This window comes from Pedobacter quisquiliarum (genome assembly GCF_014642175.1).
Lineage (GTDB): Bacteria > Bacteroidota > Bacteroidia > Sphingobacteriales > Sphingobacteriaceae > Pedobacter > Pedobacter quisquiliarum.
Map to the genome: position 1 here is coordinate 228905 of NZ_BMIL01000002.1, position 12873 is coordinate 241777.

A 12873-nucleotide genomic window follows, 5' to 3' on the forward strand; every position below is an offset into this window, starting at 1 on the left:
TTATTGGTTTATGTATTCAACATAGTTCCCGGAGCTACATGCTTGCGGGGATGCAAAAGTAAGTAAATTACTCATGATTAACAAGATGCAATTTCAGGTATTCTGTTTAGCAGCGTCCGTTGTCTTGCTATGTCTTAGTCAAGTATAGAATCTGGCAATCAAGACTTGTGCATTTTCGTTTTTAGACTGTATCCACCTCCTTTAAGGCGTGAGAATTAACATTTTACTAAATCGCAGTAATTTCTAAGCTGGGCCAGGCTAAACATTTTTAATTTACAGCATGAGCGATACAATAACTAACATTCTTGTTCCTGATGAACAGGTGGTGGAGAAAATATACCATATCAGGAATCAAAAGGTAATGCTTGACAGCGATCTCGCAATATTATACCAGGTTGAAACCAGAGCATTGAAACAAGCCGTAAAACGAAACATGCCCGGTTCCCTAAAGACTTTATGTTTCAGTTGACTAAATTGGAATGGCGGGAGGTTATCACAATTTGTGATAACCTAGCTCCAAATGCTAAATACGGGGCTTCCACACCTTTTGTATTTACGGAACAAGGCGTTGCAATGCTCTCAAGTGTGCTAAGTGGAGAAAGGGCAATTCAGGTAAACATTCAAATAATCCGTATTTTCACAAGGCTAAGGTTAATGCTGAGTGACAACACCGAGATTCGCTTAGAATTGGCAAAAATCAAATCTGAATTAGATAATCAGGGAAAAAATATAACGGTTGTATTTAACTACTTAGATGAACTTCTAGAACAAAAAGAACGGATGAAATCAGGTAGAAGGAGAATAGGCTTTATGCCTGACAATCTGGAGTAATCTTTAATATTTTAATAGAAATGATCATATTGGGGCACATTTAACCTGAACATGAGAATAGCAATAGATATGGATGAGGTCATAGCAGACCCCTTAAGCAAGTTTATAAAACTATATAACCGCGACTGCGGCGTACCCCTGGACCTGGTGCTGGATCCCGGAAATGAAATATACCACCATGTGCCCGAAGCGGTGAACATGAAGTGGTTCGACTACATAAATGAGAAAGGTTTTTTTAGAGACCTGCCGGTAATTCCAGGGGCTGTAGCCGGTATTCAGAAGCTGCAGGAACAGCATGACGTGTACATCGTCTCTGCCGCCATGGAGTTCCGCAATTCTCTGGAGGACAAGTACGACTGGCTGGCGGAACATTTCCCTTTCATCTCCTGGCAAAACATCATGTTCTGCGGAGATAAGATCATCGAAGCGGATATTCTGATCGACGATCGCATCAAGAACTTCAAGGATTTCAAAGGCCGGCCTTTGCTTTTTAGCTCCCCACACAACATGCTGATTACCGGCTATGAACGTGTAGATACCTGGGAACAAGTTTTAAAAGCCATCTTATAACATCAGCGCCTCATTGAGGCGTTTTTTGTTTCCGCATGCTGCTGAACGAAGCAGAAACGTGTGCCTGGCAGCGGTAAAGTGCTATCGGCGTCGGGGATTTTTAAAGATGGGTTGAGGTATTAATCGGCTTTGCTGCGCATCCTGTTCGCCTTTCCTTCGGCTGGAGGCGAAGCATAGGCGAACGAAAGGCGAACAATAGGCGAACAAAACGCGGACGAGATACCTGAATTTCCCGCAACTGCCCTATGCCTGGTCGGCCGCAAAATCTTGACTGTTCCGGCAAATTTTGCCTTCGTTACCACAAAAAAAAGCGCCTGCAACATGTTCAATGTTACAGGCGCTTTTATATGGAATGACTTGGATGTTTACATGGATAAAATGTCTACCAGTTTCAACCAGGTTGGTGTAATTTCTTCCGCATCAATGTGTTTAATGGCATGGCTAAAAGGCGTAAACACGATCTCTCTGTTCACTTGTCCTGCCATTACCCGCGTACGACCGCCTATTAGACCTTCTACTGCGGCAACGCCAAGACGGCTGGCCAGTACACGATCCATACAGCTCGGCTTGCCACCACGCTGAATATGGCCCAGCACAGAAACCCGGATGTCGTAAGTCGGAAACTTTTCTTTTAGCTCCTCACCTACGTTAAAAGCACCACCTATCTCGTCGCCTTCGGCAACGATAATGATCTTGGAAGCTTTGTCTTTACGTCCGTTTTCAAGTCTGGAAACCAATCCTGCAACCCCTACCTTGGCTTCCGGAATCAGGATAGACTCTGCACCTACCCCAATACCGCTACGCAAAGCGATCAGTCCGGAGTCGCGGCCCATAACTTCAACAATAAAAAGGCGGTCGTGAGATTCTGCAGTATCTCTGATTTTATCTACTGCATCCACAACGGTATTAATAGCGGAATCATATCCGATGGTAAAGTCGGTACCGGCAAGGTCATTGTCGATGGTACCCGGTAAACCGATCACCGGAAAATCGAACTCCGAGGAGAACAAGTTTGCACCAGTAAAGGTACCGTCGCCACCAATTACCACTAAAGCATCAATACCATTCTTAATCAGGTTTTCATGTGCTTTCTTACGACCTTCAACGGTCCGGAATTCCTTGCTTCTTGCGGTTTTCAGAATTGTTCCACCGCGTTGAATGATGTTGCCGACCGATTTATAATTCATTGGAACAAAATCCCCATGAATTAAGCCTTCGTAACCTCTTAGAATACCCGTAACCTCTAAATCATAGTAGCTCCCGGCTCTAACAACCGCCCGGATGGCAGCGTTCATGCCCGGGGCATCGCCACCTGATGTTAATACACCTATTTTTTTAATCTTACTCATTTGTCTTTTTGCGTGCTTTATAGATATCAACCCCTTCTTGCAGGAATGCGGCGTACGCTTTTGCGTCATCAATAGCACCCTGAGGGGTTACCATTGGCTCCAGATCTTGTCCTGCAAGGACGTAGAATGGTTGTGAATTCGACCCGTATCTAGTGGCCTGGAAATCACCATTCCAGCTGCCGAGGTCTTTTGTATTTTTTCTCAATAACTTCGAATAATGTACTTTTTCCGGGGCCATTTTTACTGAGCGCTCATCTACATATAATTGTATGAGAACATATTCCTCCCGAATGATGCGACCCACTTCCGGATCTACCCATACCTTATCTTCCATCTTGCGGCAGTTTACGCAGGCATGGCCGGTAAAGTCGATCAGCACAGGCTTGTCTACGGATTTCGCGTAGGCCATACCTTCATCCAGATCGAAAAAGGCGTTAAATCCACGTGGCGGATGTAGTACGTCATCGTATTTTACAGTTGCGGGAAAACCATTATCTCCGGCCGGTGCCGAAGATGTTGTGCCACCCAGAATAAAGTCCTGCGTGTTCATTGGCGGTGCAATTCCGCTTAAGATATTGACTGGTGCACCCCATAAGCCAGGTACCAGGTACATGGCGAAGGATAGTGAGCCTATGGCAAAAAACAACCTCGGTACACTTACATAAGGAAGATCACTGTCGTGCGAGAACTTCAGCTTACCCAAAAGGTATATACCCATCAGCACGAAGATGACGATCCAGAGCGATAAGAAGATCTCTCTGTCGAACCATTCCCAGTGCCATACCAGATCGGCTGCAGATAAGAACTTTAAAGCAAGTGCCAGCTCCAGGAAGCCCAAACATACTTTTACCGAGTTTAACCAGCCACCGGATTTGGGCATGCTGTTTAAGAAGCCCGGGAATACTGCAGATAAGGTGAATGGTAAGGCCAGCGCAAGTGCAAAGCCGGACATGCCTACAGCAGGCGCCAGGATTTCGCCTTTGGCGCTTGCCTGAACGAGCAGTGTTCCAATGATTGGACCTGTACAGGAGAAGGAAACCAGCGCTAAAGAAGCCGCCATGAAGAAAATGCCGCCTAAACCTTTGCCAGAATCCGCTTTCGCGTCGATCTTATTGACAAAGGAACTTGGAAGGGTTATTTCGAAAGTACCAAAGAAGGAGATCGCGAAGACCACCAGCAAGGTGAAGAATGCAATATTGAACCAGCCGCTGCTGCTGAGCTCATTCAGTTTGGCAGAACCAAACAACAGGGTGATGAGCAGGCCGAAGGCGACGTAAATGACGATGATGGAGGCACCATAAATGAGGGCCTGGAAGATACCACGCTGGCGACTGCCTGCGCGTTTGGTGAAATAACTTACCGTTAGTGGCACCATAGGGAAGATACAAGGCATTAAGAATGCAATGAATCCACCAACAAGACCTTCGATGAAGGTTTGCCAAAGCGTTTTGCTGGAATCGCTGGTCGGCAGCTGATCAGCAGCATTACCTGTACCTGCCACTGCAGGTGCGGGTGTTTTAGAGCTAGAGTCTTTCAGGCTCGAGTCCTGAATGGCAGCATTTGCGATGCTGTCTTCGGCGGAGCCGATTTCCGTAAACTGAAGATCATCAATTAATTCCGTGGAATCTTGCAGCATGCTGCTTGCAAAGCTAGGTTGACCATGCAAGGCAAAAAAGGAGAGCATGATTCCAAGAATTATTACAAATTTTCTCATTTGCGCTGTTTAAGGGCGTGAAATTACTGATTATTTTTTATTCCGGCCCCGGCGCGAGCACCATGTAAGCGCTATGTCGGGGAACTTGTGACCTCATTGGCTATAAAAAAAGAGCGCTTCGAATCTCGTGCGCTCTTTTTTTATCTGTAAAGGCTTTTATTTTACCTGAACGCTAAAGCTGACTTCATTTGGCGGAAGACATTTCCGATCGTTACATACCATGAACTCCACGGTACCTTTCACAACTGCTGATCCTTTTGCAAGTTTCACGCGTTGCTGGAAGATGACATCGTTCTCAAAATAGCTTACATCCATGCCGAATACATCTTCGAATTTGGTGATTGGCTTTGGTTCGATGGTTTTGCCCACTTTGGTATAAGCGGCAGAAGGTTCAAATTTTACGCTGGTTTTAATTGGGCCACCAGGTTTAACATTCTGCGAATAGATGTGCCAGCCTTTTTCCATAGAGGCTTTAAGGTAAACAATTGCTTCTGTAGCGCTTACTTTTTTAGCGGCATAAGACCAGGTTACCGGATCTTCAATCTGAGCAAAGGCACCCATTGCGGTAAAGAACAACAGGCTTAGCATTAAGGTTAGTTTTTTCATTTTTCTTTAGTTAAAAATTCGATCTCTTTTAAGTTGAACTGTACGGTCTTACCAGCTTTCTCCATGACCAACAAGCCCTGGGCGGTAACCCCCGTTATGCGGGCTTCAAAAACGTCATCACCTTGTTTGTAAAAGGCAATTTCATCATAATTGTACAGCCCCTTCAAATACTGTTCCTCAAGATCAGTATAGGTGCCCGACTTCAGTCTGAGGTACCCACTTTCAATCTGACTGCAAATTTCGGCTAATAGCTGAATTAAATTAACATCTCGCTGTAAAATTTGGCCGAGTGAGGTTGCTTTGTGGGCTAACAGTCCGCTGAATTCCAGCTGGTTTACGTTAATACCAATGCCAATAATGGAAGCTTTGTAAGTATTTCCGGCGAGCATATTTTCAATGAGTATGCCACCAAGCTTTTTATGATCGTAGTAAAGGTCGTTGGGCCATTTGAAAGCAATATTTCGCTGGCTGAAGTTGGATATGGCATTGCGTAAGGCATTACAGACCACCATATTGAGTTTAAACTGCTGGGTGATCGGTAGGAAGCTTGGCTTAAGTAGGAGGCTAAAGGTTAAATTCTTGCCTGGCGCTGAAATCCAGGTGGATTCCTGTTGACCGCGACCGGCAAATTGGTCATCTGCCATAATTACAGTCCCTTCGGCTAATGGCTCGGATTTTGACATTAGAGACTTAAAGTAATTATTGGTCGAGTCGACCGTTGTTAATTTGATAAGATTTTGACCAACAAATAATGTCGAAAAAGTGTTATTTTGCAATGGTTGATTCTATATTGTTGTTTATCAAACATAAAACATTTAATGATTAAAAAGAAAATCGTAAATCTCTCTACATATCTCTCTGAAATCGCCGTGCATGGCATCCAGGAAAAAAAAGGAAATGATATTGTTCGTTTAGACTTAAGAAACTTAAACAGCTCTGTTTCAGACTATTTTGTTGTGTGTAATGCAGATTCTGCAACGCAGGTTAAAGCCATTGCAGATAGCGTAGAGGAAGAAATCTATAAAAGTACCCAAACTCATCCCTGGCGTAAAGAAGGTCTGGAATCCGCAGAATGGATCATTCTGGACTACTTCGATATCGTGGTGCACATTTTTAAAACCGAAAAACGCAACTTCTACGGAATAGAGGACCTATGGGGTGATGCGCAGACCACATCGTATCAGAGCGCCTAATTTGTTAAAGCCAAAAGATTAAAATGAAAGAAAAAGATAGTAATAATAGCAAACCTAAGTTGATCAAGCGGATCCCGAATATACCCAAGAAGCCACAAAAGGGATCTAAATTTAATATCTTCTGGGTTTACGCGGCAATCATCATCGGACTGATCCTGGTTCAATTCCTGATCAGCACCGATTCCAGCAAACCCATAGCTTACCGTACTTTTGAGACCGAAATGCTACTTCCAGGCGACGTTGAAAAAATCGTTGCTTACAAGTATGAGGATCTCGTGCGTGCAGATGTATTTATTAAAAAAGACAGGCTAAAAGACCCAAAATACGCTCCATATAAGAATAAGAGCAACTTTGGTGCTGCTGACGGCCCAACGGTTTACTTCAATTCAGGCTCCATGGATGCCCTGGATACGCAGCTTAAAGAGTCGCAAAAAGACCTTCCTGAAGAGCAACGCGTAGCTGCAGTTAAAGAAACCAGACAAAGCACCTTGAACTCGTGGTTCTTTACCATCATCGTTCCGGTATTGCTTTTCATAGGCTTCTGGATCTTCATCATGCGTCGTATGGGCGGTGGTGCAGGCGGTGGCGGCGGTCAGATTTTCAATATCGGAAAGTCTAAAGCAACGCTGTTTGACAAAGAAAGCCAGGTTAACGTAACCTTTAATGATGTTGCCGGCCTTGAAGAGGCGAAGCAAGAGGTTATGGAGATTGTTGACTTCCTGAAAAACCCTAAGAAATACACCAATTTAGGTGGTAAAATCCCTAAAGGAGCACTTTTAGTAGGTTCTCCAGGTACTGGTAAAACCTTATTGGCCAAGGCTGTAGCTGGTGAAGCACAAGTACCTTTCTTCTCCTTATCAGGTTCTGATTTCGTGGAGATGTTTGTGGGTGTAGGTGCATCAAGGGTGCGTGATTTGTTTAAACAAGCGAAAGATAAAGCGCCATGTATCATCTTTATTGATGAGGTGGATGCGATTGGTCGTGCACGTGGTAAAAACAGCATGATGGGTGGTAATGACGAACGTGAAAACACCCTGAACCAACTACTGGTAGAGATGGATGGTTTCGGTACCGACAGCGGTATTATCATTCTTGCTGCAACGAACAGACCAGACGTTTTGGACTCTGCGCTATTGCGTCCCGGACGTTTTGACAGGCAGATCTCTATCGACAAGCCAGATTTGGTTGGCCGTGAACAAATCTTTAAAGTGCACTTGAAGCCAATTAAAACGGCTGAAGTGGTAGATGCTAAAAAGCTATCTGCACAAACGCCAGGTTTTGCTGGTGCTGAAATCGCGAACGTATGTAACGAGGCTGCACTTATCGCAGCAAGACGCAATAAAGAAAATGTTGACATGCAAGACTTCCAGGATGCGATTGACCGTGTGATTGGAGGTTTAGAAAAGAAAAATAAGATCATCTCTCCGGAAGAGAAGAGAATAGTTGCTTACCATGAGGCGGGGCACGCAATTGCGGGCTGGTTCCTGGAACATGCTGATCCATTGGTTAAGGTATCTATTGTACCGCGTGGTGTTGCTGCGCTTGGTTACGCACAGTACTTGCCTAAAGAGCAGTTCCTGTACACTACTGAGCAGCTTCTGGATGGTATGTGTATGACCCTAGGTGGTCGTGTTGCAGAGGATATCGTTTTCGGTAAGATCTCTACAGGTGCACAGAACGACTTAGAGCGTATCACAAAGTTGTCTTACGCAATGGTTACGATCTATGGTATGAACACCAATATTGGTAACGTTTCCTTCCATGATCCGCAGAATGAATATAACTTCAGTAAGCCATATTCGGATAAAACTGCCGAAATGATCGACAATGAAGTGCGTTCAATCATCGCTAATGCTTACGAAACAACAAAGAAACTGTTGACCGACAAGCGTGAAGGTTTAGAGAAACTGGCGCAGAAGCTACTTGAAAAGGAGATTTTGTTCCAGACTGACCTTGAAGAAATCCTGGGTAAACGTCCTTTCGAGAACCGTACGACTTACGATGAGTTCGTAAACGGTACAGGCGATCAGACACCGGCTGCTGAAGGCTTGATCCACGAAGGTGTTGGTGAAACAACTGACCCTACAGCTATTATTAACCCTGCAAAATCAGAGTCCTAAGGGTACGCTGATCGAATAACTATTCTGATATGCAGGAAAGCATCTCTTCAAAAGAGTTAATGTTAAAGAAGATAAGGAAAGCCCTCTTGGAAAAGAGGGACAATCCTTATCTTAATCTTGAGGATACCCCGCTTTACAAAAAAGCAGCGGAGATCCCCGAAATCTTATTTGCAGAAGAACTTACCGCTGTTGGCGGTAATTTCATTTTCTGCGAAAATGGAATCGATTTTATCGAGAACATGCTTGACCTTGCCGCCAGATTCAAATGGCGTAAGATTTACTGCTGGGAGCCTGAACTCCAGGAACTCCTTAAGCACTACGAATTTCCTTTCTACGAGACCGACAAAGACTTCGAAATGGCTGAGGTAGGCATCACGCTTTGTGAAGCCTTAATTGCCCGTAACGGTTCTGTATTGGTCTCCAATAAAGGTGCTGCCGGGCGCCGGTTGAGCATCTATCCAAATCATCACATTGTGATCGCCAGAACAGGCCAGCTGGTTATGGATCTGAAAGACGGTTTCCAGTTGCTGAAGTCCAAATATGGCCAGCAGATCCCGTCGCTGATCAGTACCATTACAGGTCCCAGCCGTACGGCAGACATTGAAAAGACCTTAGTTCTTGGTGCCCACGGGCCTAAAGAGCTGTTCGTTTTTCTTGTGGACGATTTTTCCTAGTATTTGTAACTTTGTATTTTTAACCTTAGATTTATACTTTATACCAAAATAGTATACGGTTCAAAATGGACAAAATTAGCCCTTTGTATTCAACAATAACAGGTACTGGAAGTTATATTCCGAACAACATTGTGCATGGAAACTCTTTCCTGGAATCGGCATTCTATGAAAATGGTTTAAAGCTCGATAAAGACATCAACGAAATCATCAGCAAGTTTTCTGAAATCACGGAGATCACCGAGCGTCGCTATGCGGATGCAGATCAGGTGAGCAGTGATATCGCGACAGTTGCCGCACAGAACGCCATCGCAGATAGCGGCATTGATCAGGAAACACTGGATTGCATTATTTTCTGCCATAACTTCGGCGATGTAAAGCTGGGCTCCAACCGCATGGATATGATTCCATCGTTGGCGGCTAAAGTAAAGCAGCGCCTGGAGATTGCAAATCCGGATTGCGTAGCTTACGATGTTATTTTTGGTTGTCCGGGCTGGGTGCAGGGATGTATTCAGGCAGACTACATGATCAAAAGCGGCGATGCTAAAAAGGTGCTTGTGATTGGCTCTGAGACTTTGTCGAGGGTTATCGATCCGCACGATCGTGACAGCATGATCTTTTCTGACGGTGCAGGTGCGGTGGTTATGGAAGCCATTGCTTCTGAAACACCAACAGGCATCATTGCACATAAAACGCAGTCCTACACGCTCCAACATGCTTCTTTGCTAACGATGGGGAAGAGCAACAATCCGGAGCATAATGCAGAGAATACCTACCTGAAAATGAACGGTAGAAAGCTGTATGAGTTCGCAGTGATTAACGTGCCGCAGGTAGTTAAAAAAGCAATTGATAAAGCTGGCTTAGACATTACGGACATAAAGACCGTGTTTATTCATCAAGCGAACGGCAAGATGGATCACGCGATTATGAAGCGCTTGTTTAAGCTGTATGACGTGGATTGCATTCCGGAGAAGCTGGTGCCGATGACCATTTCCTGGTTGGGCAACAGTTCTGTAGCGACGATACCGACGTTACTGGATCTGGTTAAGAAAGGAAAAGTGGAAGGTTATGCCGTGAAGAAGGGTGAATATGCGGTGTTTGCATCCGTTGGTGCAGGCATGCACATCAATGCCTTTGTCTATCAATTTTAAGGCTTATAAAGCAACATCTTGGTTTGAGTAGTGTACTTATACCATTAGACATAAAAAAAGCGATTAGAAGGTTCTAATCGCTTTTTCTGTATACTGGGTTTCTGAATTAAGAAACTTCTTGTTCTAAGGTTAAAGCCTCATCTACCAGGATTCTTCCACAGTGCTCGCAAACGATGATCTTTTTGCGTTGACGGATATCCAGTTGTCTTTGAGGAGGGATCTGGTTAAAACAGCCTGAGCATGAATCACGGTCGATGGTTACGACTGCAAGGCCATTGTTGGCATTGTTTCTAAGACGGTTGTAAGCGGTAAGCAAACGATCTTCAATAGACGTTTCAGCGGATTGTGCTCTTACGTTTAAAGTCTGCTCGTCTTTTTCGGTTTCTGCAGTAATGGTTTCCAACTCACCCTTTTTAATGTCTAAATCTTTCTTTCTGGTTTCCAGATCAGCTAGTGCTTTCTCATAGATCTCCGTTTTAGAATTGATGTCAAAACCAAACTCTCTGATTTTCTTCTCACAAACCTGGATTTCAAGGTTTTGGATCTCAACTTCTTTGGTTAAAGCATCATATTCACGATTATTTTTAACTTCTTTAAGTTGGGTCTCGTATTTCTTGATCAGGTTCTGAGCGTCTTTGATCATATTTTTACGGCTTACGATGGAATCTTCAGTATCATCCAGTTCACCTTTTAATTTTTGAATACGGGTTTCAAGACCAGCAACTTCATCTTCTAAATCAGCAACTTCCATTGGTAACTCACCACGGATTTGACGGATTTTATCGATTTTTGTATGAAGGGTTTGTAATTCGTATAAAGCTTTTAGCTTTTGCTCTACAGTTTGTTCCATTAAAAGAAGTAATTTATGGGGTTTGTATTTTGCGCCGTTAAACGGATCGCAAAGTTAGGAAATTTTTCCCGAATAATTTTCAACAACAAATTTGACGTAAACTGTTCACTTTCAAAGTGTCCAATATCCGCAATCACCAGTTTTTGCTCTGCGTCAAAAAACTCATGATATTTAAAATCAGCGGTTACAAAGGCGTCAGCGCCAGCGGCTAAAGCATCCTTCAGCAGGAAACTTCCGGAGCCGCCGCATACGGCAACTTTACGAATTGGCTTTGCGAGCAGATCGGTATGGCGGATTACGCTGGCCTTCATCTGGGTTTTTACATGCTGCAGAAAGGCTTCGCCTTCGAGCGGTTCTGCTAAAAAGCCGACCATACCCGCACCAACTTCCTGGTTCTGGTTATCGAGCGTGTACACATCGTACGCAACCTCTTCGTAAGGATGGCTTTCGAGTAAGGCTAATAGCACTTTACGTTCATCCTGCGCCCGGAAGATGGTTTCGATGCGCATCTCCTGTTCCTGGTGCCTGATTCCGGGTGTACCCACATAAGGGTCGGTGTCTTCATTGCCTTTGAAAGTGCCTGTACCACGCGCATTGAAGCTGCATTCGCTGTAATTGCCGATGTTTCCCGCGCCTGCGGCGAATAAAGCATCACGAAGGTTATCAGCGGCGTCAATCGGGCAGTAGGTCACCAGCTTCTTCAGCTGTGCTTTTTTCGGACTGAGAATAACCGGATTCTGGATGCCCAGCTTATCGCAGATGACTTTATTCACGCCCTGCTGTACACTGTCCAGATTGGTATGGATGGCATACAGTGCGATATCATGCTTGATCGCTTTTAGAATTACCCTTTCGATGTAATTCTTGCCGTTAAGCTTCTTCAGTCCCTTGAAAATGATGGGGTGGTGGGTGATGATGAGGTCGCAGTTGTGCAGAATTGCCTCATCCACAATGGCTTCAGTACAATCCAAGGCTACTAGTGCAGACGTAACTTCCTTTGATGCTGCGCCGACAAGCAGTCCTGAATTGTCGTAATCTTCCTGGTAGGCCAGTGGTGCTATGCTTTCCAGGTGTTGTATAATCTCTTTTAACTTCATTCTTAAAATGGGTTGCCCATGCGGACCATCTGGAGGCTCTCAAAAACCATGCGCTGATTGTATTCAAAGGCAAGACTTTTGTAATTGATGGCATCTATGATGGTTCCGATGAAACACAAACCAAAAGTAAAGAAATATAGTATGCCCATGCCAATCTGATTGGTGAGGAACCTGGACAATCCCGGCACAAAGAACCCCAAGAAGCAATACAGCAGCATGTCGTCCGGGTTCCGTCGTTTGCCGCCATAGATCATCAGGAAGCCGCGCAACTGATTTTGATCAAAGCCTGTGGTTGCGGTTTGCAGGTATGAAAACTCCTGCGGGGTAATGCCCGGCAGGGACATGAAAATTGAATTAAACATAATATTTCTCCCTTCCTATTAAACTTCTTTTGATGAACAGCTGTTTGAACAATATGAAAATGCGGTAGAGCAAGATTAACAATGCTGGTATGCCAAACCAGTGCATTCTTAAACTTTCGCGAACGTGCCCATGCAGCAGGTGGCTTAAAGAACGGCCTATTCCGCAGCCCGGGCACCAGGTAATGCCCATGTTTGCCAGTGGGCAGAAGCTGAATTCCTGATGCCCTGCCTCTTGCGGCTGACTGATCGTTGCCAGCAGGAGCAGGGCAGTTAACCAGAAAAGCAGTTCGAAGGACAGGTATGCCGGCGCTTTCATTTTCGTTTTATTTTTAGAGCCAGAAATGCCTCTTATGTTACAT

At 44.6% G+C, this 12873-nt stretch carries 13 protein-coding genes and 1 pseudogene; 6 read left to right on the forward strand and 8 right to left on the reverse strand.

Features of this window, described 5'->3' with window-relative positions:
* The first annotated feature begins 361 nt into the window (after positions 1-361).
* Positions 362-831 (forward strand): annotated as a pseudogene (locus IEW69_RS03410) (ORF6N domain-containing protein).
* Between the two features lie 51 nt (positions 832-882).
* On the forward strand, positions 883-1401 hold the full coding sequence (locus tag IEW69_RS03415; protein ID WP_188625424.1) for a 5' nucleotidase, NT5C type: 519 nt from the start codon (positions 883-885) through the stop codon (positions 1399-1401).
* A gap of 365 nt (positions 1402-1766) precedes the next feature.
* Here IEW69_RS03415 and pfkA read toward each other — a convergent pair whose 3' ends face one another.
* The 4 genes from pfkA to IEW69_RS03435 form a co-directional block, all read right to left on the reverse strand.
* On the reverse strand, positions 1767-2750 hold the full coding sequence (pfkA, locus tag IEW69_RS03420) for a 6-phosphofructokinase (protein ID WP_188625425.1): 984 nt from the start codon (positions 2748-2750) through the stop codon (positions 1767-1769).
* The gene (locus IEW69_RS03425) at positions 2743-4464 is read right to left on the reverse strand and encodes a protein-disulfide reductase DsbD family protein (RefSeq protein ID WP_188625426.1); all 1722 of its coding nucleotides are present in this window, start codon (positions 4462-4464) and stop codon (positions 2743-2745) included. The genes pfkA and IEW69_RS03425 overlap by 8 nt, the downstream gene beginning before the upstream one ends.
* A gap of 156 nt (positions 4465-4620) precedes the next feature.
* Positions 4621-5070, reverse strand: a complete 450-nt coding sequence (locus IEW69_RS03430; protein ID WP_188625427.1) for a protein-disulfide reductase DsbD N-terminal domain-containing protein — start codon at positions 5068-5070, stop codon at positions 4621-4623.
* A complete protein-coding gene (locus IEW69_RS03435) occupies positions 5067-5846 on the reverse strand; it encodes a biotin--[acetyl-CoA-carboxylase] ligase (protein WP_188625428.1) in 780 nt (259 codons plus the stop codon). Before IEW69_RS03435 ends, IEW69_RS03430 begins: the two co-directional genes overlap by 4 nt.
* 42 nt (positions 5847-5888) lie before the next feature.
* Between IEW69_RS03435 and rsfS the strand changes: the two genes are divergently transcribed.
* From rsfS to IEW69_RS03455, 4 genes are all read left to right on the forward strand, one after another.
* Positions 5889-6263 carry a ribosome silencing factor gene (gene rsfS / locus IEW69_RS03440; RefSeq protein WP_188625429.1) on the forward strand — a complete coding sequence of 125 codons (375 nt, stop codon included), beginning with the start codon at positions 5889-5891 and terminating at the stop codon, positions 6261-6263.
* Positions 6264-6286: 23 nt separating this feature from the next.
* On the forward strand, positions 6287-8383 hold the full coding sequence (ftsH, locus tag IEW69_RS03445; protein ID WP_188625430.1) for an ATP-dependent zinc metalloprotease FtsH: 2097 nt from the start codon (positions 6287-6289) through the stop codon (positions 8381-8383).
* 29 nt (positions 8384-8412) lie between these two features.
* Positions 8413-9057, forward strand: coding sequence for a LutC/YkgG family protein (locus tag IEW69_RS03450; protein WP_188625431.1), 645 nt, complete (start codon positions 8413-8415; stop codon positions 9055-9057).
* Positions 9058-9122: 65 nt separating this feature from the next.
* Complete coding sequence (locus IEW69_RS03455) at positions 9123-10205, forward strand: 3-oxoacyl-ACP synthase III family protein (protein ID WP_188625432.1); 1083 nt, start codon at positions 9123-9125, stop codon at positions 10203-10205.
* A 106-nt stretch (positions 10206-10311) separates the two neighbouring features.
* Here the strand turns inward: IEW69_RS03455 and IEW69_RS03460 are convergent, their stop codons facing one another.
* From IEW69_RS03460 to IEW69_RS03475, 4 genes are read right to left on the reverse strand one after another with little or no spacing between them, the layout of a single operon-like run.
* The gene (locus tag IEW69_RS03460; RefSeq protein WP_188625433.1) at positions 10312-11055 is read right to left on the reverse strand and encodes a zinc ribbon domain-containing protein; all 744 of its coding nucleotides are present in this window, start codon (positions 11053-11055) and stop codon (positions 10312-10314) included.
* Entirely contained in the window at positions 11055-12152 is a 1098-nt protein-coding gene (locus IEW69_RS03465; protein ID WP_188625434.1) for a Nif3-like dinuclear metal center hexameric protein, read from the reverse strand. The genes IEW69_RS03460 and IEW69_RS03465 overlap by 1 nt, the downstream gene beginning before the upstream one ends.
* A 2-nt stretch (positions 12153-12154) precedes the next feature.
* Positions 12155-12514: a TM2 domain-containing protein gene (locus tag IEW69_RS03470; RefSeq protein ID WP_188625435.1), complete on the reverse strand. Its 360-nt coding sequence runs from the start codon at positions 12512-12514 to the stop codon at positions 12155-12157.
* On the reverse strand, positions 12507-12830 hold the full coding sequence (locus IEW69_RS03475) for a DUF2752 domain-containing protein (protein WP_188625436.1): 324 nt from the start codon (positions 12828-12830) through the stop codon (positions 12507-12509). The genes IEW69_RS03470 and IEW69_RS03475 overlap by 8 nt, the downstream gene beginning before the upstream one ends.
* Positions 12831-12873 lie beyond the last annotated feature (43 nt).

Coding starts and splice junctions, on each gene's coding strand:
- IEW69_RS03415 (WP_188625424.1), top strand. CDS start 883: ATGAGAATAGCAATAGATATGGATGAGGTCATAGCAGACCCCTTAAGC.
- pfkA (WP_188625425.1), bottom strand. CDS start 2,750: ATGAGTAAGATTAAAAAAATAGGTGTATTAACATCAGGTGGCGATGCC.
- IEW69_RS03425 (WP_188625426.1), bottom strand. CDS start 4,464: ATGAGAAAATTTGTAATAATTCTTGGAATCATGCTCTCCTTTTTTGCC.
- IEW69_RS03430 (WP_188625427.1), bottom strand. CDS start 5,070: ATGAAAAAACTAACCTTAATGCTAAGCCTGTTGTTCTTTACCGCAATG.
- rsfS (WP_188625429.1), top strand. CDS start 5,889: ATGATTAAAAAGAAAATCGTAAATCTCTCTACATATCTCTCTGAAATC.
- ftsH (WP_188625430.1), top strand. CDS start 6,287: ATGAAAGAAAAAGATAGTAATAATAGCAAACCTAAGTTGATCAAGCGG.
- IEW69_RS03450 (WP_188625431.1), top strand. CDS start 8,413: ATGCAGGAAAGCATCTCTTCAAAAGAGTTAATGTTAAAGAAGATAAGG.
- IEW69_RS03455 (WP_188625432.1), top strand. CDS start 9,123: ATGGACAAAATTAGCCCTTTGTATTCAACAATAACAGGTACTGGAAGT.
- IEW69_RS03460 (WP_188625433.1), bottom strand. CDS start 11,055: ATGGAACAAACTGTAGAGCAAAAGCTAAAAGCTTTATACGAATTACAA.
- IEW69_RS03465 (WP_188625434.1), bottom strand. CDS start 12,152: ATGAAGTTAAAAGAGATTATACAACACCTGGAAAGCATAGCACCACTG.
- IEW69_RS03470 (WP_188625435.1), bottom strand. CDS start 12,514: ATGTTTAATTCAATTTTCATGTCCCTGCCGGGCATTACCCCGCAGGAG.
- IEW69_RS03475 (WP_188625436.1), bottom strand. CDS start 12,830: ATGAAAGCGCCGGCATACCTGTCCTTCGAACTGCTTTTCTGGTTAACT.